Genomic DNA, 21,989 nt, shown 5'->3' on the forward strand with positions numbered 1-21,989 from the left:
ATTTAGACTGTCAAAATTGGAGATCTTTAAAACCAAAGCAGAACTTGCTGCTTATCTTAAACCTTTAAAAGATTTAGGTAAGAAAGTTGCGCTTGTACCTACAATGGGTGCTTTACACAATGGCCATATTTCATTGATAAAATTGGCACAGCAAAATGCTGACATTATAATATGCAGCATCTTTGTTAACCCAACTCAGTTTACAGATCCTAAAGATCTTGAAAAATACCCCCGCCCTATTGAACACGATCTTGCCATGCTGGATGAAGCCGGTTGTAGCGCCGTGTTTATGCCTGATGTTACAGAAATGTACCCCAAACAGGAATCGTGGCATATTGACCTTGGAAATGCCGAGTTTTTATTAGAGGGCGAATTTAGAAAGGGCCATTATCAGGGTGTAACCCAAATTGTTAAAAAACTTTTTGATGCTGTTGAGCCTGATGTAGCCATGTTTGGACAGAAAGATTTTCAGCAGGTGCTTATGATTAAAAATATGCTGGCTTATTTTAAGCTGCCCATTAAAATCATTACCTGCCCTATTATCAGAGAGGATGATGGTTTGGCTATGAGCAGCAGAAATATACATTTATCTGCCGAGGATCGAATTCATGCTTTAGTATTGAGTACATCTTTAAAATTTGTTGAAGATCATTTTGCAGAATATTCGTTAAAAGAACTTGAAGATAAAGCGAAATCGTTTTATGATCATGTACCGGGTGTAGAGCTTGATTATTTTACGATAGCAAATGGAGATACTTTAGAACCGGCAGATTCAAAAGATGAAAATAATCTTGTTGCACTTGTTGCCGCTAAAGTTGGTTCTACCAGGCTAATTGATAATGTAATTATAAAATAACTCAAATAAGAAACGTTCAGAATTGTTGGCCTGAGTTAAACTCCAAGGCCATGACTGAAAACTCCAAACTGATTACTAACTTTGCAAAATGATTATCACGATATTAAAATCGAAAATACACCGTGTTAGGGTAACACAAGCCGAATTGAATTATGTTGGCAGTATTACGATAGATGAAGATTTAATGGATGCGGCTAACATCATTGCTAATGAAAAAGTGCAAATTGTTAACAACAATAATGGCGCCCGCTTTGAAACTTATGTTATAAAAGGCGAACGTGGAACCGGAACCATTTGTTTAAACGGCGCTACAGCCCGCCTTGCGCAGCTTGGCGACATATTAATTATAATGTCTTACGGTTCTTTACCTATAGAAGAAGCTAAAAAATACAATCCGATCCTGGTTTTTCCTGACGATAACAACCATTTGTTGAAATAATATTTTGACAATCGACCTTAAATCTGCGATTAAGTACCTTATTCTTTTTTTAATCGGAATCGGGGTTATGTACTTAGCATTTAAGGGGCAGGATATACATAAGATTTGGACCGAAATTAAAGCAGCTAATTTCTTTTGGATCTTAGTTTCTGCATTTACCGTTTGGCTTGCTCATGTATTGCGGGCTTTACGATGGCAAATGCTTTATCAATCTATCCAATACAGAGTAAGTTTCTGGAATGCCTACCATGCCGTAATTATTGGGTATTTAGCCAATTTAGCATTGCCGCGTTTTGGAGAAATAGGCCGCTGTTCGGTGGTACATAAAACCGAAAAAGTGCCCATGTTTGCTTCAATTGGTACGGTAATTACCGAAAGACTTTTTGATGTGCTTGTTCTGCTGATCACGGGGCTTTTAATGCTGGTTTTCCAGTACCATATTGTTTCCGATTTTCTTTATAATACCATATACCTCAACCTGCTTAAAAAGGTTGAAAGTTTAAACTATATCTGGATAATCACTATTGGCATTGTACTTATCGCTGCTTTTACAGGGGCTATTTATTTTATCCGTCAAAAATTAAACAAAAAGTTTTTAAGAATATATGTAAGCCTGAGGCAAGGCTTTGGTTCCTATAGTAAGCTTAAAAACAAGGGCTTGTTTCTTGTTTATACCTTGGGTATCTGGGCACTCTATTTTTTTTCCATGTACCTTGCCTTCTTCTCCATTCAAAAAACATCTGGTTTAGAGTTAAATGCGGCCTTTACAGCCGTAGTATTTTCAGGGTTTGCCATGGTTGCACCGGTACAAGGCGGCATTGGCGTTTTCCATTGGATGGTTGCACAATCATTAGTTTTATACGGAATTAGTTTTAAAGATGGATTGGCTTACGCAACCATTATCCATTCATCTCAGGTTTTACTGATATTGGTATTGGGCAGCATAAGCCTTGCGCGGGTTTTAGTTAAAAATCCCAACCGGTAATAACGCATTAATTTGCTCTGTTTTCTTCATCGCTCTTTTTGTTTTCTTTGGCTTTATAAGTAGAACGGCCGAAATTATAAGTTAGACTAAAAGCAAATCGCTGGCTGGCAAAATAATGGTATAAATCATTATTGATAATGCTCTTTTCCCTGAAAATGATCCGCCTTTTTATTGTATTAAATGCATCGTAAAGCATTAATTTGGTGTTGAGCTTGTTTTTTAGCCATCCTTTTTGCAGTCCGAAATCAACGCCATAAACAGGAACAAAAATATAAAGCCCATTACCACTTTTAGATTCATAGGTATAACTTACATCCAGTAACCAATCTTTTAAGGTAAAAATCTGGCTCCCATTAATTTTGTAATCGTAAACAGGTATTTGGTAGCTTTGGCTAAGGTAAGGCGTTAGTTCCTTATTGTAATAAAAACCAACATTATGGTTCATCTGCCACCATTTATTTACTTTAATGGGCGAACTTATTTGCAAATTGACAAAATTTCGATAAGGAATATTCCGACCTAAAAAGATCAATTCATTTGTTGTTGGATTGTACTCCGGATAACGCGCTATAACATCCGTTTCCCGCCCTGCATTTAATGAAATATTAAGCGTCTTTCTACTGTAAGCCAAAGCAAAAAGATTGGATGTTGAAGGATTCAGGTACGGATTTCCAATCCAATAGTGGCGTGGGCTGTAATAAAAACGGAAAGGATTTAATGCCGCAAAGGTTGGCCTGGTTAATCGCTTACTGTAACTAAAACTCAGTTGTTCGTTATCATTAATTGCATAAGTAACATTTACACCAGGCAGCCACTTCCAGTATTTTCTTTCGGTAAATGTACTGGTGGTAATAGAATTTGCTTCGGTATGTGTGTATTCTGTTCTTAAACTTAAACTATAATTTATTTTATCCCATTGGTTATTGTAAGCCATATAACCAGCCGAAATATATTCGTGATAACTAAACTCGTTGCTTCTTTTAGGGTCTAAGTAAAAAACGGAGTTGGCCAGCGTATCGTAGCGTAGGTTATTCTTTGTAGTAGTGTAGGCAAATTTTCCTCCAAACTCGAGTTTCCCTTTACCTATATTTTGTGTATAATCTGCTTGTGCTAAACGAATAAGTATGTTATTTCTTGAATTTGTTTTCCAATAATTCAGCAGTTCGGCATTAAGAGTATTCCGATTTTGAATATCCTCTGTTTGCCTGTTATCTATTTGTGCTAACGATGTAATGATATGAAGCTCGCTATTTTTAAACTGAGCATCATAATTGAGGCCACCGGCATAATTATATTGCCTGGGTAAAGCATTGTTGTCGCTTTTAACAAGGGCAATTGTTTGCTCTAAACCAGGTGTTTTAGTAATTAGTTCGTTGCCCGAAACCGCATTTCTGTTTGCCTGGTATGTGCGTAAAAAAGCTTCGAGGATTTGCTTGTTTTTTAATTCATAGCTTACCTTTGCCTGCACATTATAATTTTGATTAGAAGTGACCGTTCGTGTATCGGTAATCATAGCATTAGTATTAGCCAGGTATTGAAGGGCGTAATATTTATAAAAAGTGCTTCCGGTGGTATGCCCAAGTTTTAAATCATAAATAAACCGGGGTGTTTTAAAAACAAGCGACAAATTATTATCCAGTAAACTATAATTGTTTTGCTGAAACCGGGCATTATAAGTGCCTCTAAAGCCTAACGATAGGCTCCTTTTCAGCTTTATATCAATGATGCCCTGATATTCTCCATCATATTTTGAAGAAGGCTGGTTAATCATTTCAATAGATTCTACCATATCTGGTGATAAACTGCTTAAATAAGTCTGGATTTCATCATTGCTCATATTTATAGGCTTACCATCAACAAATATGGTTGGAGTTGCGCGGCTTGCCATCTGCATTGTTCCATCCTGGTTAACCTGTAAACCCGGTAATTTTTTAAAAACATCAAGTAAATTAGGTGCAGATTTAAAGAATGTGTTATTGGCAATGCCTATTTTTATTTGTCCGTTTTGCGTACTGAAAGCAGGTACTCCAGCCGTAATGGTTACTTCGCTAAGGAGGTTAACATCTTCAGAAATTAAAATATTTCCCAGCTCTAATGTTTTTGAAATGCTTTCATTAATCAACAGTTCTTTTTGTACTTTTTGATAACCTAATAAACTAACCGACAAAAAATATTTTCCTTTTGGGATTTCGGTAAATTGAAAGAATCCGGAAGTATCGCTGCTGGTATATTTAATTAAAGTAGATTGGTTTTGGTGCGTCAATATTAAACTGACTGATGGTAAACTTTGGTTGGTTTTGCTGTCGAGTACTTTTCCTTTAATAATTTGTGCGCTTAATGATGTGTTTATAAACAGAAAAAGGTACAATAGTAATGTCGGTTTCATCCTTGTGTATTTGGTTTTAGAATGGACCAAAACTAAAAGGGAAGCATGGAGAACCGGTTTTGATTCTCAAATTTGGGCGTTCGGAATTATAAAATGAGACTAAAGCTAAGTCGAAGGAACAAGTAAAAGCTGTTCTTTATAAAGCGTTGGCGTTGTTTGTTTATACTTTTTAAAAGCAGTGTAAAAAGTAGATTTAGAATTAAAACCCACCTCATACCCAATTGCTTCTAACTTTATGCCTTTGTCGTTAATAATCAGTTCACAGGCTTCATTTATCCTGAACTCGTTAATATACGCAGCGAAGCTTTTGCCTAAGTTATCATTTAGCAATTGGGAAAGCTGATGACTGGAAATATTAATCTTTTTAGCCAGATCGTTTAATTTAAGATTAGAATTTTTATAAAGTTCATCATCCAGAATAATTTTTTCCAGCTTTTCTGTTAAACCAAGGGCCTGCTCTTCTGCAATTTTCTTATTGGCATAACGCACCAAATCCTGACCTCCGAAAAGTAGATTGCTGGTTTTTCTTCTGCTAACAAATAAAAAGATATTTAGGTAAAGAATTAGGGAGAAAAATAAGGCTCCACTGATACAATGGCCATTAAAAAATGTAAAAAAGGGTAATTTAAAGGCTATAGGAATTGCTATATTTCCAATAAGTACCGATAGCAACAAGGTTTCTTTTGTAGAAAAGTTTTCGCCTTTGATAAATTGCTTTGCAAAAACATTTCTAAGTTGCCAGGCAGATAGTAGAATATAAATGATAAATTGAATGGAAATTATCCATTCGATATAATTTTCCCATATATAAGGTTGGGCATCGTATGGTGCAATAATACTCAGGATTACAATTGCTGAAATCCAAAATAAATAAGTTCCTTTTTGTATAAAATTGGTTTTCGGGTTTTGCCCAAGCGCAGATGTAATAAAATAAAAAAGAGATGGACCAACGAGCACACGGCCTAAAATGCCAATATGAATATAAACCCCAGGTAAATCCGGGTAGAAATAAAAAATAAAAGATTTGCCAATTTTTAAGCAAACCGATAAAAGCAACAAGCCAAGAAAATAGGTACTATTAGACTTCTCTTTTTTAAAGAACAACAAGTATGCACTAATGATAAAGCCATTAAATACGCCTAAGCCACTAAAGAAAAATAAGATTTGCATACCCAGGTTCATTTAACAAAAATAATAATCTTAGGCTAACAACAAACTTATTTGCCATTAATACTTTTGCTCCGAGCGCTTTAAAGTTTTTTATATTTGTTTTAAATAAAGCAAAAATACTAATGTAGTAAATATTTACTATGCAACCATAGTATTTTTGATTAAGAACCCTTACATTTGAAATCTAACCCTTTATACATAAAATGTTATGCATTTTGAATTAACTGAAGAACAAATCATGATTCAGCAAGCTGCCAGAGATTTTGCGCAGCAAGAATTGAAACCAGGCGTTATTGAAAGAGACGAGCACCAGAAATTTCCGGCCGAACAGGTAAAAAAACTTGGTGAACTTGGATTTTTAGGCATGATGGTGGATCCAAAGTATAATGGAAGCGGGCTTGATGCCATTTCTTATGTACTGGTTATGGAAGAACTGTCTAAAATAGATGCATCCTCTTCTGTAGTCGTTTCTGTAAATAACTCTTTGGTGTGTTACGGACTGGAAGCTTATGGAAATGAAGCTCAAAAAGAAAAATATTTAAAACCTTTAGCCTCAGGAGAGAAAATTGGGGCTTTTTGTTTGTCTGAACCTGAGGCAGGTTCTGATGCAACCTCTCAACGCACCACAGCCGAAGATAAAGGCGATTATTACCTGCTTAACGGAACTAAAAACTGGATCACAAACGGAAGTACCGCCTCTACTTATATTGTAATTGCCCAAACCCATCCAGAATTAAAACATAAAGGCATTAATGCTTTTATTGTGGAAAAAGGAATGGAAGGTTTTACCATAGGGCCAAAGGAAAATAAACTGGGTATCCGGGGTTCCGATACACATTCATTAATGTTTAATGATGTTAAAGTGCCTAAAGAGAACAGGATTGGCGAAGATGGCTTCGGTTTCAAATTTGCCATGAAAACATTAGAAGGTGGGCGTATTGGTATTGCAGCACAAGCTTTGGGTATTGCTCAGGGGGCTTTTGAACTGGCTACCCAGTATGCTAAAGAACGTAAATCTTTTGGTAAACCCATCTCTGAGCATCAGGCCATTGCATTTAAACTGGCTGATATGGCTACACAGATTGAAGCCGCAAGATTGTTGGTTTACAAAGCGGCCTGGTTAAAAAATGAAGGTTTGCCTTATACGCAGGCAGGCTCAATGGCAAAACTGTTTGCTTCTAAAGTTGCAATGGATGTTACTGTTGAAGCCGTTCAGGTTCATGGCGGTTATGGTTTTGTAAAAGAATACCACGTTGAAAGGTTAATGCGGGATGCGAAAATCACCCAGATTTACGAAGGAACATCAGAAATTCAGAAAATGGTTATTTCAAGGGAGGTAATCAGATAACATTTAATGTAAAGTAGGTAGTTCTTAGTCTGAGCGACTCCAGAACTACCCACTCTTAATACCTCACTTATTCCTTATCTCCGGCAATTGCCCCAAAAATTGCTTTGATCAAAGCCACTACGATGGCCAGAAATACTGCTGGTAAAAATCCCGTAACGTGGAAAGAACTCATCATATTGCTCACCAATAAGATCATCAATACGGAAATAATAAAAGATACCAGCCCTAAAGTTAAAAAGTTAACCGGGAATGTTAATACCCTTAAAATAAAACCAATGGTTGCATTTGCCAGTGCAATTAAAACGGCAGCAATAATGGCATTGCCATAACCATCAACACTTACGCCAGGTACCAACTTTGCGCCAATAAAGACGGCTAAGCCCATTAAAAGGACTTCGATAATTAATTTCATAATGTTTAATTTAGTGAAATGTTTAAACGCTTTTTAAAATATACGGTTATTTTTGTAGTTATGATCACTGCGTTCTCGTGTTCAGATACAAACAATAAGCCAATTATTAAATTTTCTGCAGATAGCACTTCAATTGTGATTAAAAACATTGGAGAAGCAAGTTTGCTACAGGTTAAAAATACGTTACAATTAGATCCCGATTCCAGTCATTTGGTTAATGTTTTAATCTCTCCAAAAGATGAAGATAGTTTACAGATGGAGCAAGAAATTCAGGGTAAACTTATTTTAGCTGGTGATTCATTGCTTTTTAAGCCCCAAAGCCCTTTTTTAAAAGGTAAAAATTACTTGGTAGAAAGCTATATAGAAGCGCAGTTCGGAAATAAGGAAAAGCTTTTTAAAGGAACGCTTAAATATAAGCTGGAGCCACAACAGATCATTCTTAAGCGATAAAAATTCGTGTAATTTACTGTCTCTTAGTTTGATTGTTTGTAAAAAATTAGTACATTTGCATCGTAATCGAAGAAAAGAGAAGGGGACAGTGTCCCCTTTTTCTATGAAATCAGGTTAAAATATGCAGGTAGAAAAGAGAGTTATAGCGCTCGTTGAAGAGAAAATTGCCGATAGGCCAGAGCTTTTTCTGGTTGAAGTAAAGATGTTGCCAAATAACAAATTAATTATTCATGTTGATGGTGATGAAGGCATAAGCATACAGGATTGTGTTGCAATAAGCAGACATGTTGGTTTTCATCTGGAAGAAGAAAATACAATAGAGCAGGCTTATAATTTGGAAGTTTCTTCACCAGGTGTTGGTGAGCCTTTAAAACTAATCCGTCAGTACAATAAAAATATTGGGCGTACAATTAGTATTAAGCTTAAAGAGGGGCAGAAAAAAGAAGGTAAACTTTTAGAGGTTACAGAAGATAGTCTGTTAGTCGAAGAAGTAGTAAAAGAAAAAGGGAAAAAAGCGGTATCAGTTCCGGTAACTGTACCCTTTAATGATATAATAGAAACAAGTGTGTTAATTTCATTTAAATAAAAATGAGTACTACAACAATTAATTTGATCGACTCTTTTCAGGAGTTTAAGGATTTTAAAAATATAGATCGCCCAACGGTGATCAGTGTGTTGGAAGAGGTTTTTCGTAGCATGTTGCGTAAAAAATATGGAACGGACGAAAACTGTGATGTAATCGTGAATCCGGATAATGGGGATTTGGAGATCTGGAGAACAAGAAAAGTGATGGAAGATGGTTTCTCCGAAGATGATGATTTAGAAATTGAATTGGCTGATGTACATAAATTAGACGCTACTTTAGAGGTTGGTGATGATTATATTGAGCAAATTACTTTAGAAAGCTTTGGCCGCCGTGCAATTTTAGCAGCCCGTCAAACTTTAGTTTCGAAAGTATTGGAATTAGAGAAAGATGAGATCTTTAAAAAATATAAAGATCGTGTTGGCGAAATCATTACCGGTGAAGTTTACCAGGTTTGGAAAAAAGAAACTTTAGTTTTAGATGATGAAGGCAACGAGCTATTAATGCCTAAAACAGAGCAAATCCCAGCTGATTATTTCAAAAAAGGAGATTCTGTGAGAGCAGTGATTTCTAAAGTAGAGATGATTAATGCAAATCCAAAAATCATCATTTCAAGAACAGCGCCTGAATTTTTACAACGCTTGTTCGAACTTGAGGTTCCTGAGATTTTTGATGGTTTAATTACCGTTAAAAAAATTGTTCGTGAACCAGGCGAGCGTGCTAAAGTAGCTGTCGAATCTTACGATGATCGTATTGATCCGGTAGGTGCTTGTGTGGGTATGAAAGGATCACGTATTCATGGTATCGTTCGCGAATTGAAAAACGAAAACATTGATGTGATCAATTTCACAAACAATCTGTCATTATACATTACCCGTGCATTAAGCCCGGCAAAAATTACTTCAATAAAACTGGATGATGAAACCAAACATGCATCGGTTTATTTAAAACCAGATCAGGTTTCATTGGCCATTGGCCGTGGCGGACATAACATTAAATTAGCCGGTAAATTAACTGGTTATGAAATTGATGTATACCGCGAAGCTGGTGAAGAAAGTGATGAAGACGTTGATTTAGAAGAATTCTCAGACGAGATTGATAGCTGGATCATTGATGAATTAAAGGCTATCGGTTGCGATACTGCTAAGAGTGTTTTAGCCCTTACGGTAGAAGATTTAGTGAAACGCACCGACCTTGAAGAAGAAACCATTAAAGAAGTGGTTCAGATTTTGCAATCAGAATTTGAATAAGTGGTGTAATTGCCAAATAAACACTACTTTTGTATTAATAAGAAAAAAATAACAGGAGATAAATGTCAGACGACAAACCAATCATTTTAATTAAAGCTATTAAAGAACTTAATATAGGCATGGGTACTGCCGTAGAGTTTTTAAACAAAAAAGGCTTCTCAGCTGAGAAAAGCCCTATGTTTAAACTTACGGGAGACATGTACAATGCCTTGTTAAAAGAGTATCAGGGAGATAAGATCGTAAGAGAAGAAGCCAAACAAATAGTGATTGGTAAAATACGTCGTGACGAGCCTGAAACTGAAAAACCAGCCGAAGCGCCGAAGAAAAATACCGACTTTGAAAAAAGCGATGAGATTTTAATTAAAAATGCTCAAACTTTTACACCTCCGGTAGAAAAACCAAAAGCTGAACAACCAAAAGTTGAAGCCGCTCCGGTTGCTCCGCCAGTGGCCGTACCAGAGCCAGTTAAAGAAAATAAAACTGAAGATAAAGCAGAAGAAGGCAGCTTGCCAGGTGTTAAAATTGTAGGAAAGATTGATTTAAACGATCTTAATACAAAAACGCGTCCTGTTAAAAAGGAAGAAACACCTGCTGCACCAGCAGCTGCTCCGGTAGTTAAAGTCGAAGAACCTGCAAAAGCAGTTGAGCAACCAAAAGCAGAAGTTAAACCTGTTGAGGTTAAAAAAGAAGAAGCGCCGGCAACGCCAGTAGCGCCTGTTCCTGTGGTTAACAAACCAGCAGAACCTGCAAAACCAGTTGAACAGCCAAAGGCAGAAGTTAAACCGGCAGAAGTTAAGCCAGTGAGCAACGAACCTGAAGTTATTAAAGCGCGTACAGTTAAATTAACAGGGCCTAATATTATTGGTAAAATTGTTTTACCAACTACTCCTGATAGGAGAAACGGTCCGGTAGCTTCATCAAGCGATAGTGAAGCCGCTAAACGTAAACGTAAACGTAAAAAAACACCTGGAGCACCAGGTCAACATGGTGGTCAGGGGCAGCAAGGTCAAAACCCTGCAGGTCAAGGTCAGGGCGGAACGCCAGGTCAACCTCGTCAACCATATCAGGGCAACCGTCCTGCAGGTGGTGGTACTCCATATCAGGGTAACAGACCAGCGAGCGGTACACCTTACCAAGGAAATAGAAATAACAACAGACCAGGTTTCCAAAATAGAAATGCTACACCAAGCGGACCTAAAGAAGAACCTACTGAGAAAGAAATACAAGATCAGATTAAAGCAACGCTTGCCCGTTTAAGTGGTGCAGGTAAATCTGGTAAGTTTGCACAACGTGCTAAATTACGTCGTCAGAAACGTGATGATGTAGCTACATCGGCAGAAGAAGCAGCAAACGAATTAGAATCACAGTCGAAAATATTAAAAGTAACAGAATTTGTTACCGCTAATGAATTGGCAAGTATGATGGATGTACAGGTAACCAAAATTATCGGTACTTGTATGAGCCTTGGAATGTTTGTTTCGATTAACCAGCGTTTAGATGCAGAAACTTTAACCATTGTGGCAGATGAGTTTGGATACGAAATTCAATTCGTTAAACCAGATGAAGATGAAGAAAATGTAATTGAAGAAGAAGATAACGAAGCTGATTTAATTGAAAGAGCACCGGTTGTAACCATTATGGGTCACGTCGATCACGGTAAAACCTCATTGCTGGATTATATCCGTAAAGCAAATGTGGTAGCTGGTGAGGCAGGTGGTATTACCCAGCACATTGGTGCTTACATGGTAACTACACCAACAGGTAAAAAAGTAACTTTCTTAGATACGCCAGGTCACGAAGCCTTTACAGCGATGCGTGCACGTGGTGCTAAGGTTGCCGATATTGCCATTATTGTAATTGCAGCGGATGATGCAGTGATGCCTCAAACAAAAGAAGCGATTAACCATGCACAGGCAGCAGGCGTACCGTTGGTATTTGCTTTCACTAAAGTAGATAAACCAGGTGCAAACTCTGATAAAGTACGTGAGCAGTTATCGGTAATGAATATCTTGGTTGAAGATTGGGGTGGTAAGTTCCAATCTCAAGAAATCTCAAGTAAAACAGGCTTAAACGTTGATTTACTTTTAGATAAAGTACTATTAGAAGCAGAATTATTAGAACTTAAAGCTAATCCAAATAAGAGAGCTACGGGTTCGGTAATCGAGTCGGCGCTGGATAAAGGACGTGGTATTGTAACTACTGTATTGGTTCAGGCCGGTACATTAAGAGTTGGAGATCCGATTCTTGCTGGTAGTTACAGCGGACGTGTTAAAGCGTTAACCAACGAGCGTGGACAAAAGGTTGAGTCTGCTGGTCCATCACAACCAGTACAGGTTTTGGGTATGCAGGGCGCACCTACTGCAGGTGATAGATTTAATGCGTTAGAAAGCGAAACTGAAGCACGTGATATTGCAAACAAACGTATGCAGTTACAACGCGAGCAAGGATTACGTACACAGAAACACATTACATTGGATGAGATTGGTCGTCGTTTGGCTATCGGTAACTTTAAAGAGCTTAATATCATTGTTAAAGGTGATGTAGATGGTTCGATTGAAGCATTAGCCGATTCGTTATTGAAACTTTCGACTGAGCAAATTCAAATTAACATCATCAGCAAAGGTGTTGGTCAAATCTCTGAGTCAGATGTATTGTTAGCTTCAGCTTCTGATGCCATCATCATTGGTTTCCAGGTTCGTCCATCAACAGGTGCACGTAAGTTAGCTGAGCAAGAACAAATTGATATCCGTTTATATTCTATCATCTATGATGCAATCAATGAGATTAAATCAGCGATGGAAGGTATGTTAGATCCAGAGTTTGAAGAGAAAATTGTAGCTAACGTTGAAATCCGTGAGACTTTCAAAATCACTAAAGTGGGTACTATTGCAGGTTGTATGGTATTAGATGGTAAGATTACCCGTAACAGCAAAATCCGTATAGTACGTGACGGCGTTGTAGTATACACAGGTGAACTGGCATCGTTAAAACGCTTTAAAGACGACGTTAAAGAGGTTAATAAAGGTTACGAGTGTGGTTTAAACATTCAAAACTTTAACAACATTGAAGTGGGCGATATTGTAGAAGCTTACGAACAGGTTGAAGTAGCCAGAAAACTTTAATAAGTTTAAAAATTATATAAGGGGCTTAAGAAATTAAGCCCCTTTTTTATGCTCCGAAATAAGTGATTCTATTTTTACAGGACTATTAATCACTTATTCAAGTGTAATATTTTTCGTACATAAATGTTAAAAGAGTCTCGAATTAATTCGAGACTCTTTTTTTTAATGGATATTTGCCGATTACCTTACAAAACATTTAATGGATATTGAGTTAAAAAAAGAAGAAACTCCTGTAAAAAAGAATTTTGATTTTGTAGATACAATCAGATGCATTTCGATGATTGGGATTGTATTTGAGCATTCTGCATCTATGTGGGGTACAAAGTATACTGACCAAAACAACATTTGGATACAGATATTTACCATGCAATTTTGGAAGTTTGCAACCGTTGCTTTTTTTCTAATCGCTGGTTTCCTAATTAATTATAAATTTACAGAATATACCCCAGCTCAATATTTAAAGAGAAGGTTTAGCAATACCATTAAGCCTTGGTTGTTTTGGATTATAGTACTTGTTATTTTAAACCTGATTCACGGAGCTATCATTTATTTTAAAGGAGGAAAAGACCTTTTTGGAGGAAATGTTATTACTTATTTTATAGAAGAATTTAGGTATATTCTATTTGAAAGTAGCTTTTGGTTTATTCTTAACTTTTTAATTTGTATTAGCATACTGCTTATTTTTAAAAGATATATCTATAAACTTTGGTTTGGTCTTTTTTGGGCAATAGTTTCTTTAATGTATGGACTAAACTTATACAATGAATGGTTTGTAACACATCATTCGGCGGCTTTATTTGGTTTTGTTTTTTTTCTCTGGCTTGGTGTTTACTTAAATAGATATTATGATCGAGTGATGTTGTTTATCTATAAAGTCAAATGGTCATGGGTATTAGTGATTAATATCTTGTTCTTTCTGCTTGCCTGTGCTGAAGTTATGTATTTAACACATCATGGCTCAAGGGACGAATACAATACACTTCGTGCATCAAATATACTGTACTCGCTTTCTATGTTTGTTTTATTACTTAAAATGGGTAGTATAAAATTTATAGATGAGCGATTAAAACCTCGTACCTCAACATTTGGAATATACCTTATACATCAAGTTTTAATTATTAGACTCCTACCCGAAATTTTTAAATGGAATGCATGGAATACGACTACTTTTACGGTATTTCAAAATATTCTTTATTCTATCCTACGTTTTATTATTGTTTATTTTTTAAGTTTTGTTTTAACGAGAATGATACTTAGAACAAAGCAACCTTGGATTGTTGGCGGATAATTAGTTAAAGAAAACGACCGGAAATTCCTTTGTTTTTAAGTTGTTATAATTTATGTAGAAATTTATCAGGCGTTCAGATAAAAACCCAAAAACACGTTTTTGATACGGATATTCACTAATTTTAACCACTTTTTCAAGTTCAAAAACAATTGGGAAAAGCCATTCGCAATAAGCTTGAAAAGTCTTCTTATCTGAGATAAACATATTGTAATTGTACATTGTTGTTTCAGAATCGAAGAACGTATCAAATATATCTTTAAGTTCAGGATATAATTTAATAACGACATCACGCATCAAATACCAATCTTCCTTAATATGATAATAGATATAATGATTTTTTATAGAGGCATCATATAATAATTCTATTGATGTAGCTGATGCTACAGGGACAATTATATACCCCGTCTTTAAAGCCTCAATCAAATTTGATTTCAGTTTATCTGATGCAACCTGTAAAAGATTTTCGTTACTGAGCTCTTTTAAATATACATCTCTGGAATCTACAATTGTTTTAGTTTGAAGTAATCTCTTTTTTAGAAAAGTTTCAGGTAAAATAAAATAACGGCGGTAATGACATAAACCGATCCAATTGCTGTCAATTTTATCTAAGTTTTTCCATATCCAGTATAATGCTGTAAGTTCACTATAGGTTCCATTTTTGTCTGCAATATTCTTACCCACATCATCAGAAATGAAACCCAGGTCAACCGAACTGGATTTTCGTCCAACTTGTATTGGTTTTATAAAATCGCATTGTGGAACCATGTATTCTTTATGAAATACCGAAAATATAGTTAAATCCTGACTCATTATATTAATTCTGTTTTGCTCTTCATTAAAGCAGAGGCTATAACTTGATGCATATCATAATATCTGTATTCTGCCAATCGACCGCCAAAAATCACATTTTCTTCTTTATCAGCCAATTGCCGATATTGGTTTAAAATTGCCATATTCTTTTCATCATTAACCGGATAATACGGCTCAGCATTTTTAACATCTTTAAGCGGGTATTCCCTTGTTATAACTGTTTTAGGTTGAGTGCCAAATTCAAAATGTTTATGTTCATATACCCTATTAAATGGGGTTTCGGCATCGGTAAAGTTCATAACGGCATTTCCCTGAAAGTTTTCTGTATCGTGTACTTCTACGTCAAATTTAAGACTTCTATACTCTAATTCGCCATAACAATTGTTAAAATAGGTGTCGATTTTACCTGTAAAAACAACTTTATCCGCAATGCCCATCCAGTAATCCCTGTCAGTAAAAAAATCTGTTTCTAATTTTACCTCACAATTTTTTAAAAGTCCTTCTACAATTTTATTATAGCCTCCAATTGGAATGCCCTGATACTTATCGTTAAAGTAATTATTATCGTAAGTAAATCTAACAGGCAATCTCTTAATAATAAAAGCAGGAAGTTCAGTTGCACTTTTACCCCACTGTTTTTCGGTATAGTGTTTAATTAATTTTTCATATATATCTGGTCCAACCAATTTTAAGGCCTGCTCCTCCAGATTTTTTGGCTTAATTATATTAAGATGCTCTATTTGTTTTGCGATTTTTTCTTTAGCTTCTTGTGGCGTTTTGGTGCCCCAAAGTTTGTAAAAGGTATTCATATTAAATGGGAGATTATAAAGTTCTCCCTTATAGTTTGCTATTGGAGAATTTGTGTATCTGTTAAACTCTGTAAACTGATTAACATAATCCCATAGTAATTTATCATTGGTATGAAAAATATGAGCGCCATACCAATGAACATTAATATCTTCTATTTTTTTGCAATGAATATTCCCTCCTGCATGGTCTCTTTTGTCTATAACTAAACATTTTTTACCCGCTTTGGTCATTTCATGAGCGAATGTTGCCCCAAAAAGGCCCGAGCCAACAACTAAATAATCATATTCTTTTTCTTTATTACTCATTCTCATTTATAGATTATCAATTCTATTGACAATATTATCAGTCATAAATTTAATTGCAGACTGGTAGGTTAGTACTTCGGTTGCAAATTTATAGGCGTGATTGACGATTTCCTCATATAAATCAGGTTTTGACTCAATCATTTCGTACTGACTAACCAAGTCGCTCAAGTCATTTTTTATAGGTATGTAGTGTTTGTAAGGAATCAATTGATCGTGAAAATATTCTTTCCACTCCCTTTCTTGGATAAAAACAACTCTTCGACTATAAAAAAGAAATTTTAATCTTGCAGAGTAGCTATTTCCTGCCACATCTATAAGGTATTTATATTTACAGTGATCGGGTAATGTAGTGTAAGGAACATCTTTTTTGTGAATTACAAAATTATCTACAAATGTATCTTGAAATATAAATTTTTCAGGATGATCTTCTCCTATGTTGATTAGTTTTTCTCTAATGGCATTCGTATTTTTATTTCCAATCCAAAATAGCCTGTTATCCATCCATGTATCTAAACCATTTAAGAGCATTTGATTTGTTGTTTCTTCATAGGAGATAATACCTGCTTCCGGCCAACCATCAAAAGCAAAATCAGGAATTAGATAATCTTTCTGATCGACTTTGAGGCAATAATAAAAATCTTCTTTTGAAATAATTTCGTTTGGTTTATCGTTAATGAAAAATCTAAATAAAAAATCTTTATCTGTTCTTATATTTTTTAAACAATCAGAAACAAGCTTAGCTGTGGAGAAACCTCTCGATTGACTTTTTCCAATGAAAGAAATTTTAAAGAAATCACCAGTTTTAATGAGTTCAATATGAGGTAGTTTTCCTCTGTAACTCTTTGCTAAAAATTTTTGCCCTTTAGAGATTTTATCTATTTTTTTATATGCAAAAGAAGTTAACCCCATATTAATCTATCGTATTTTTGTAAAGGTATCTCATTTTATGTAATTGAACTGACTAAATGTATATTTTTGTAGCTTATGATATCAATTATAATTGCTTCAGTTGATGAGAAAAGGCTTAGGGATGTTAAAAATAACATTAAAGAAACCATTGGTGTTGATTACGAGTTGATTAGTTTTGATAATGGTGGAGTAGATAAACTTGGACTGTGTGAAGTTTACAATAAAGGAGCAATTGCAGCTAAGTACGATTTGCTTTGTTTTATGCATGAGGATATCAGTATTAAAACTGAAAATTGGGGTATAGAAGTCGTAAATAACTTTAAAAGGAATCCTGAAGTTGGTATTTTAGGTGTTGCCGGAAGTGCTTATAAGAGCCTAGCTCCTTCAGGTTGGTTTGCAGAGAGTCATCATAACAATTTGTTGTACTGTAATTACATTCAAGCTTTTAAAAATAAAGGAGAAAAACCCATTCATTATCTTGAGAGGGGAAATAAAATTGATATTGCCAAAGTGGTTTGTGTGGATGGCATGTGGTTTTGTACGCTTCGAGAAATTGCGGTTAAATATCCTTTTGATCAAAATATGCTAAAAGGTTTTCACGGCTATGACATTGATTTTTGTTTAAACATTTTTAAAAACGGATATGATATAATGGTTTCACTAAACATCTTGATGGAACATTTCTCAGAAGGTGGTTATAGCAAATCGTGGTTGGAAGATACTTTAAAACTACATGATAAATGGGCCGATTTTTTACCAGTTAGTGTTGTTGATTTATCTGGAAGTGAGCGTAATTTAATTGAAAAGAGTAGTTATAAGTGGATTTTAAAGAAACTGGTATCTATGGGTTATGATTTTAAAGCTTTATACCAATTTTTAAATGGCTATAGGGTTAAAGGGAAGCTAAGTAATAATTTATTCTTTAAATGCCTTTTCTATAGTTTGAAATACCTCAAATCTTCTCGTTAGAAGATTGAATGGAATGATTAGAGGAGAAACAAATTTTTCTTAGATAATTTAGCTTGCTAAACTTCGATTTTTTCACCGTAAAAAAAATCAGGTATATCTTGTTTAGCAATAAAAAGAAGAGTTTAAAGCTATTTGTTATCTCTCCTTTTTCATTAAAGCAGGCCAAAATATTTTTATAATAGAGTTTATGCCTTAATGATTTTTCGCTGCACATCTTAATCCAGTTCAGTGCTGGCAAACTAAATAAAAGATCGGGACGATCTTGATCAGTTTTCATATTCAGCGAGTCGGTAATTGATGTGCTGTGTTGTCTGTACCGAACTAAAGGAGAAGGAATTAATTTGATCCCCCCTCTTTCAGATGCAATATTTGCAATCCACCGATCATGAAAATACGCTTCGTTGAATGGAATTATATCTTTCACCAACTGATTGCTGAATAATATACTATGTCCTGCAACACAATTAAAAAGGAGGAATGGAAAGGGCTCATTGCCTTGGTATTGAGTATATACTTCCGACAGTTTTTTAGAAAGTGAATTGCCTTTTTCATCTATAAAAGAGGAGTCGTGATAAATCAAACTGTGGTTACCAATGTTTTTAACCTGCTTTTCTATCTTGTCTAAATCCCAAATATCATCTTGATCAGACAAGGCAATATATTCTCCTTTACATTTTGAGATTACATTTTCAAAGTTTTTAACATAACCAAGGTTACGCTGATTTTGGTAATGCGTAAAGAAAGAATATTTATCCTGGTAGGATCTTAAAATTTCTACAGTAGAATCTGTAGAAAGATCATCGGCTGCAATTATCTGTAAATTACTGTAAGTTTGATTAACAATACTTTCCAGCTGTTCTATAAGGTGTTTCTCACCATTATAGGTGCAAATTGCTATGGAAACTAAAGGAACGCCCATACCGTTAAAATTATGCCTCTATTCCTTTTTTAAGCGCTTCCAAATATTGTGTGCCATATTTTTCATCTGGTTCAAGGTGACAGCCTTCGCCCCACTCATTCCAGGCGTTAATAAACAACAGCTGCTCCTTTTCTTCAAAATTATTGCGGGTAAAATTTGCCATTTCCTTTACCCAATGCTGGAAAATAGATGGCTTTGAGCCTAAATACATGGTGGCATGGATTTTTCTTCTGGCCGAATTGTCCCAGGATGGAAAAACACAGCGGAAATATTTATAGGCTCTCTTTGGTTTATTAATCAGGCTGTTAACCATTGATTGGTAAGAATAAATGAAATTTTGGTGGTGAACAGATTTTTTAATTCCTGAACTATGCAAAATTTTATTGACTAAATATTTCATGAAATTACTTTTTGCAACTTTTCTTCCTTTATGTCCTGAATCGGGTGCAAATTCCATTCCTGCATCAAAGCCATGATCTGCAGGATTGATTTCCTTAAGGTGATTTTCTACACGGATTAAATATAAATCATCAAAACCGGCTTTTTTAGCTTCTGCACGCCATAAGGCAACAGCTTCCTTAATATTAGGGTGCAACTCTGTTCTGTACATTAAAAAAACAGGTTTATTGTCTATTTTAATGTATCGTTCATCTTTAAAAAATGGAATCAAATATTCGATATGCTTTTTATCGTCCTCTAAAGAATAGTGTTGTTCAATTAAAACCTGCTTGTCCTGTCCATCCCAGGTTCTTGTCCAGTTTTCATTTGCCCAACACATACAAAAAGGCATATCCGGCTTTTTTTCAGTAAGCATGTTGTGCAATGGTTTCTCCAGCAATAAATGGCCGGTAAACCAGTAGTGATAAAAGCAGAATCCTTCTATACCAAAAGATTTTGCGAGCGCTGCCTGCTCTTCCATGACATGGTTAGCGCTTAAATCATAATAATTTTTATTTAGCGGCACGTGAGGCTGGTAATGACCACTAAATTGAGATTCAGCCTTTTTAACGTTTGTCCACTCTGTAAATCCTTTCTGCCACCATTCATCATTTTCGGGGATAGTATGGTATTGAGGAAGGTATATTGCTATTGGTTTTAACGCCATTGGATTTTAATCATTAAAAGCTTGTAATTCGATTAGTTTGTTGTAAATGCCTTTTTTCTGAATCAATTCAAGGTGCGTACCTGTTTCAATCACCTCACCCTTATCAATTACAAAAATTTTATCGGCATGTTGTATGGTGCTTAAACGGTGTGCAATTACAATCGATGTCCGGTTTTTCATCAGGTTGTTTAATGCATCCTGAACTAATTTTTCAGATTCGGTATCTAAAGCAGAAGTGGCCTCATCTAAAAGCATAATTGGTGGGTTTGCCAGTACTGCTCTCGCAATACACACACGTTGCCGCTGCCCGCCTGATAATCTGTTGCCTCTATCACCAACAAAAGTTTGATAGCCATTTTCTGTGTTTTCTATAAAATCGTGGGCATTGGCAATTTTTGCTGCAGCCATTACTTCTTCAATAGTTGCTTCCGGTTTACCGAAAGCGATGTTATTAAAAATGCTATCGTTGAATAAAAAAGATTCCTGGTTTACGGTTCCCATTTGGGCACGGATGCTTTCTACGGTAAGGTCTCTGTAATCTAAACCATCAATTTTAATACTTCCTGATTTTGGATCATGAAAACGCGGGATCAAATCCATTAATGTACTTTTTCCACCTCCTGAAGGACCAACTAAAGCAACTGTAGTTCCTTTTTCAATCTCAAGATTGATATTTTTTAAAACTTCTTTATCTCCATAGCTAAAAGATACATTGGATAGATTAATACTTTCTTCAAATCCGTTAATGCCTTTGGCACCTTCTTTATTTACTAAAGCTGGTTTTGTATCAATTAAATCTAAAACCCTTTCGCCGGCAGCTATACCGGAATGAATTCCGCTAAATGAATCTGTTAAGGCTTTTGCGGGACGCATTACCTGTGAAAAAATGGCAATGTAAGCAATAAACTGACTGGTTGAAAGGGCATCTGGTTGGTTGCTGATGATTAAATTACCGCCATACCAAACAATAATTGAAACCATTAAAACGCCTAAAAATTCAGATACGGGAGAGCCCAGCTGTTGTCTTCTTACCATTTTTCTATTCAGGTTTGAATAAAAAATATTTTCTTTATGAAACTTGTCTTTTATTCTTTCTGTCGAATTAAATGCTTTGATAATCTTAATGCCACTTAAAGCCTCGTCAAGAAAACCAATCATTTTTGCGAAAGATTCATGTGCTTCTTTTGCCTGTTGTTTAATTCTTTTAACGATTTTGCTAATAATAAATGCAGATACCGGGATAACCAATAACGAAAAAAGCGTTAATTTAACGGATATTGAAAGCAACACCAGGATATAAAAAATAAGGGTTAACGGCTCTTTAAATATTACCTGCAAGGTGTTAGTTACGGTAAATTGTACTACCTGAACATCAGATGCTACTTTGGAAATAATATCTCCTTTACGTTCATTATTAAAAAAGCCCACATGCAAATTCATTACATTATTAAAAACCGTTTTACGGAGATTTAATAAGGTATGTACCCGTAAATCTTCCATATAACGTTGAGAAAAATAACGGAAGAAATTAGACAGCAGTACTGAAGATACAATTACTCCACAAACGTAATTTAAGGTTTGTCCTCTGCCATTTTTGGCTATAGAGTTATTTACAAAGTCTTTAAATTGAGCTGTAATGTCAAAGGCAGAAGTAGCTTTATCTGCTACGCTGGTTATACTTGCCCCTCCTTTAGAAATCAAGGTTTCAAAAAGCGGAACTAAAAGTGTAAGATTTAAAGTTCCAAACAAAATAGATAAGAGGGTTGCAATAACGTAAGGTATGGCAAATTTTTCTATGGGTTTGGCAAACGATAAAAGTCTGAAATATGTTTTCATCTAAAAAATTAAGAATGTAAAAGTATGGTTTTATTAC

19 protein-coding genes are annotated in these 21,989 nt (G+C 35.3%); 10 read left to right on the plus strand and 9 right to left on the minus strand.

Annotated elements, in window-relative coordinates:
• The first annotated feature begins 16 nt into the window (after window positions 1–16).
• From panC to R2Q77_RS05440, 3 genes are all read left to right on the plus strand, one after another.
• On the plus strand, window positions 17–856 hold the full coding sequence (gene panC, locus R2Q77_RS05430; RefSeq protein ID WP_316802693.1) for a pantoate--beta-alanine ligase: 840 nt from the start codon (window positions 17–19) through the stop codon (window positions 854–856).
• Between the two features lie 88 nt (window positions 857–944).
• Window positions 945–1,295: an aspartate 1-decarboxylase gene (gene panD / locus R2Q77_RS05435; RefSeq protein WP_131538460.1), complete on the plus strand. Its 351-nt coding sequence runs from the start codon at window positions 945–947 to the stop codon at window positions 1,293–1,295.
• 4 nt (window positions 1,296–1,299) lie between these two features.
• Window positions 1,300–2,280, plus strand: a complete 981-nt coding sequence (locus R2Q77_RS05440; protein WP_316802694.1) for a lysylphosphatidylglycerol synthase transmembrane domain-containing protein — start codon at window positions 1,300–1,302, stop codon at window positions 2,278–2,280.
• A 7-nt stretch (window positions 2,281–2,287) separates the two neighbouring features.
• Here R2Q77_RS05440 and R2Q77_RS05445 read toward each other — a convergent pair whose 3' ends face one another.
• Window positions 2,288–4,666 (minus strand): outer membrane beta-barrel protein, encoded by a 2,379-nt coding sequence (locus R2Q77_RS05445; protein ID WP_316802695.1) that lies wholly within the window; start codon window positions 4,664–4,666, stop codon window positions 2,288–2,290.
• A 105-nt stretch (window positions 4,667–4,771) separates the two neighbouring features.
• Complete coding sequence (locus tag R2Q77_RS05450) at window positions 4,772–5,836, minus strand: helix-turn-helix domain-containing protein (RefSeq protein WP_316802696.1); 1,065 nt, start codon at window positions 5,834–5,836, stop codon at window positions 4,772–4,774.
• Window positions 5,837–6,044: 208 nt separating this feature from the next.
• Here R2Q77_RS05450 and R2Q77_RS05455 point away from each other — a divergent pair, with 208 nt between their 5' ends.
• The gene (locus R2Q77_RS05455; RefSeq protein ID WP_316802697.1) at window positions 6,045–7,184 is read left to right on the plus strand and encodes an acyl-CoA dehydrogenase; all 1,140 of its coding nucleotides are present in this window, start codon (window positions 6,045–6,047) and stop codon (window positions 7,182–7,184) included.
• A 67-nt stretch (window positions 7,185–7,251) separates the two neighbouring features.
• Here R2Q77_RS05455 and R2Q77_RS05460 read toward each other — a convergent pair whose 3' ends face one another.
• Window positions 7,252–7,596, minus strand: a complete 345-nt coding sequence (locus R2Q77_RS05460) for a phage holin family protein (protein WP_316802698.1) — start codon at window positions 7,594–7,596, stop codon at window positions 7,252–7,254.
• An 18-nt stretch (window positions 7,597–7,614) separates the two neighbouring features.
• Here R2Q77_RS05460 and R2Q77_RS05465 point away from each other — a divergent pair, with 18 nt between their 5' ends.
• From R2Q77_RS05465 to R2Q77_RS05485, 5 genes are all read left to right on the plus strand, one after another.
• Window positions 7,615–8,046, plus strand: coding sequence for a hypothetical protein (locus R2Q77_RS05465; protein ID WP_316802699.1), 432 nt, complete (start codon window positions 7,615–7,617; stop codon window positions 8,044–8,046).
• Between the two features lie 121 nt (window positions 8,047–8,167).
• Window positions 8,168–8,632 (plus strand): ribosome assembly cofactor RimP, encoded by a 465-nt coding sequence (rimP, locus tag R2Q77_RS05470; protein WP_316802700.1) that lies wholly within the window; start codon window positions 8,168–8,170, stop codon window positions 8,630–8,632.
• A 2-nt stretch (window positions 8,633–8,634) separates the two neighbouring features.
• The gene (nusA, locus tag R2Q77_RS05475) at window positions 8,635–9,879 is read left to right on the plus strand and encodes a transcription termination factor NusA (protein WP_316802701.1); all 1,245 of its coding nucleotides are present in this window, start codon (window positions 8,635–8,637) and stop codon (window positions 9,877–9,879) included.
• 62 nt (window positions 9,880–9,941) lie between these two features.
• On the plus strand, window positions 9,942–13,001 hold the full coding sequence (gene infB, locus R2Q77_RS05480; RefSeq protein WP_316802702.1) for a translation initiation factor IF-2: 3,060 nt from the start codon (window positions 9,942–9,944) through the stop codon (window positions 12,999–13,001).
• Window positions 13,002–13,200: 199 nt separating this feature from the next.
• On the plus strand, window positions 13,201–14,289 hold the full coding sequence (locus tag R2Q77_RS05485; protein ID WP_316802703.1) for an acyltransferase: 1,089 nt from the start codon (window positions 13,201–13,203) through the stop codon (window positions 14,287–14,289).
• On the opposite strand, the gene R2Q77_RS05490 is transcribed toward R2Q77_RS05485, so the two are convergent.
• Genes R2Q77_RS05490 through R2Q77_RS05500 form a run of 3 tightly spaced genes read right to left on the minus strand, consistent with a single transcriptional unit; the run spans window position 14,290 to window position 17,123 of the window.
• Entirely contained in the window at window positions 14,290–15,099 is an 810-nt protein-coding gene (locus tag R2Q77_RS05490; RefSeq protein ID WP_316802704.1) for a DUF4422 domain-containing protein, read from the minus strand.
• Window positions 15,099–16,214 (minus strand): UDP-galactopyranose mutase, encoded by a 1,116-nt coding sequence (gene glf, locus R2Q77_RS05495; RefSeq protein ID WP_316802705.1) that lies wholly within the window; start codon window positions 16,212–16,214, stop codon window positions 15,099–15,101. The genes R2Q77_RS05490 and glf overlap by 1 nt, the downstream gene beginning before the upstream one ends.
• Before the next feature lie 6 nt (window positions 16,215–16,220).
• On the minus strand, window positions 16,221–17,123 hold the full coding sequence (locus R2Q77_RS05500; RefSeq protein WP_316802706.1) for a glycosyl transferase family 90: 903 nt from the start codon (window positions 17,121–17,123) through the stop codon (window positions 16,221–16,223).
• 75 nt (window positions 17,124–17,198) lie between these two features.
• Between R2Q77_RS05500 and R2Q77_RS05505 the strand changes: the two genes are divergently transcribed.
• Complete coding sequence (locus R2Q77_RS05505; protein ID WP_316802707.1) at window positions 17,199–18,092, plus strand: glycosyltransferase; 894 nt, start codon at window positions 17,199–17,201, stop codon at window positions 18,090–18,092.
• Here the strand turns inward: R2Q77_RS05505 and R2Q77_RS05510 are convergent.
• The 3 genes from R2Q77_RS05510 to R2Q77_RS05520 are packed head-to-tail and all read right to left on the minus strand — an operon-like array spanning window position 18,076 to window position 21,952.
• Window positions 18,076–19,011 (minus strand): glycosyltransferase family 2 protein, encoded by a 936-nt coding sequence (locus tag R2Q77_RS05510; RefSeq protein ID WP_316802708.1) that lies wholly within the window; start codon window positions 19,009–19,011, stop codon window positions 18,076–18,078. The genes R2Q77_RS05505 and R2Q77_RS05510 overlap by 17 nt on opposite strands.
• A gap of 10 nt (window positions 19,012–19,021) precedes the next feature.
• Window positions 19,022–20,116 (minus strand): glycoside hydrolase family 99-like domain-containing protein, encoded by a 1,095-nt coding sequence (locus R2Q77_RS05515; RefSeq protein ID WP_316802709.1) that lies wholly within the window; start codon window positions 20,114–20,116, stop codon window positions 19,022–19,024.
• Window positions 20,117–20,122: 6 nt separating this feature from the next.
• Window positions 20,123–21,952 carry an ABC transporter ATP-binding protein gene (locus R2Q77_RS05520; protein ID WP_316802710.1) on the minus strand — a complete coding sequence of 610 codons (1,830 nt, stop codon included), beginning with the start codon at window positions 21,950–21,952 and terminating at the stop codon, window positions 20,123–20,125.
• Between the last annotated feature and the right edge of the window lie 37 nt (window positions 21,953–21,989).

Source organism: Pedobacter nototheniae, from assembly GCF_032678625.1.
Lineage (GTDB): Bacteria > Bacteroidota > Bacteroidia > Sphingobacteriales > Sphingobacteriaceae > Pedobacter > Pedobacter nototheniae_A.

Excerpts from the sequence above, each read along its gene's own strand:
- R2Q77_RS05510 (WP_316802708.1), bottom strand. The coding sequence starts at position 19,011 with ATGGGCGTTCCTTTAGTTTCCATAGCAATTTGCACCTATAATGGTGAG.
- R2Q77_RS05485 (WP_316802703.1), top strand. The coding sequence starts at position 13,201 with ATGGATATTGAGTTAAAAAAAGAAGAAACTCCTGTAAAAAAGAATTTT.
- infB (WP_316802702.1), top strand. The coding sequence starts at position 9,942 with ATGTCAGACGACAAACCAATCATTTTAATTAAAGCTATTAAAGAACTT.
- R2Q77_RS05460 (WP_316802698.1), bottom strand. The coding sequence starts at position 7,596 with ATGAAATTAATTATCGAAGTCCTTTTAATGGGCTTAGCCGTCTTTATT.
- R2Q77_RS05505 (WP_316802707.1), top strand. The coding sequence starts at position 17,199 with ATGATATCAATTATAATTGCTTCAGTTGATGAGAAAAGGCTTAGGGAT.
- R2Q77_RS05490 (WP_316802704.1), bottom strand. The coding sequence starts at position 15,099 with ATGAGTCAGGATTTAACTATATTTTCGGTATTTCATAAAGAATACATG.
- R2Q77_RS05500 (WP_316802706.1), bottom strand. The coding sequence starts at position 17,123 with ATGGGGTTAACTTCTTTTGCATATAAAAAAATAGATAAAATCTCTAAA.
- R2Q77_RS05450 (WP_316802696.1), bottom strand. The coding sequence starts at position 5,836 with ATGCAAATCTTATTTTTCTTTAGTGGCTTAGGCGTATTTAATGGCTTT.
- R2Q77_RS05445 (WP_316802695.1), bottom strand. The coding sequence starts at position 4,666 with ATGAAACCGACATTACTATTGTACCTTTTTCTGTTTATAAACACATCA.
- nusA (WP_316802701.1), top strand. The coding sequence starts at position 8,635 with ATGAGTACTACAACAATTAATTTGATCGACTCTTTTCAGGAGTTTAAG.
- glf (WP_316802705.1), bottom strand. The coding sequence starts at position 16,214 with ATGAGTAATAAAGAAAAAGAATATGATTATTTAGTTGTTGGCTCGGGC.
- R2Q77_RS05465 (WP_316802699.1), top strand. The coding sequence starts at position 7,615 with ATGTTTAAACGCTTTTTAAAATATACGGTTATTTTTGTAGTTATGATC.
- panD (WP_131538460.1), top strand. The coding sequence starts at position 945 with ATGATTATCACGATATTAAAATCGAAAATACACCGTGTTAGGGTAACA.
- R2Q77_RS05515 (WP_316802709.1), bottom strand. The coding sequence starts at position 20,116 with ATGGCGTTAAAACCAATAGCAATATACCTTCCTCAATACCATACTATC.
- R2Q77_RS05520 (WP_316802710.1), bottom strand. The coding sequence starts at position 21,952 with ATGAAAACATATTTCAGACTTTTATCGTTTGCCAAACCCATAGAAAAA.
- R2Q77_RS05455 (WP_316802697.1), top strand. The coding sequence starts at position 6,045 with ATGCATTTTGAATTAACTGAAGAACAAATCATGATTCAGCAAGCTGCC.
- rimP (WP_316802700.1), top strand. The coding sequence starts at position 8,168 with ATGCAGGTAGAAAAGAGAGTTATAGCGCTCGTTGAAGAGAAAATTGCC.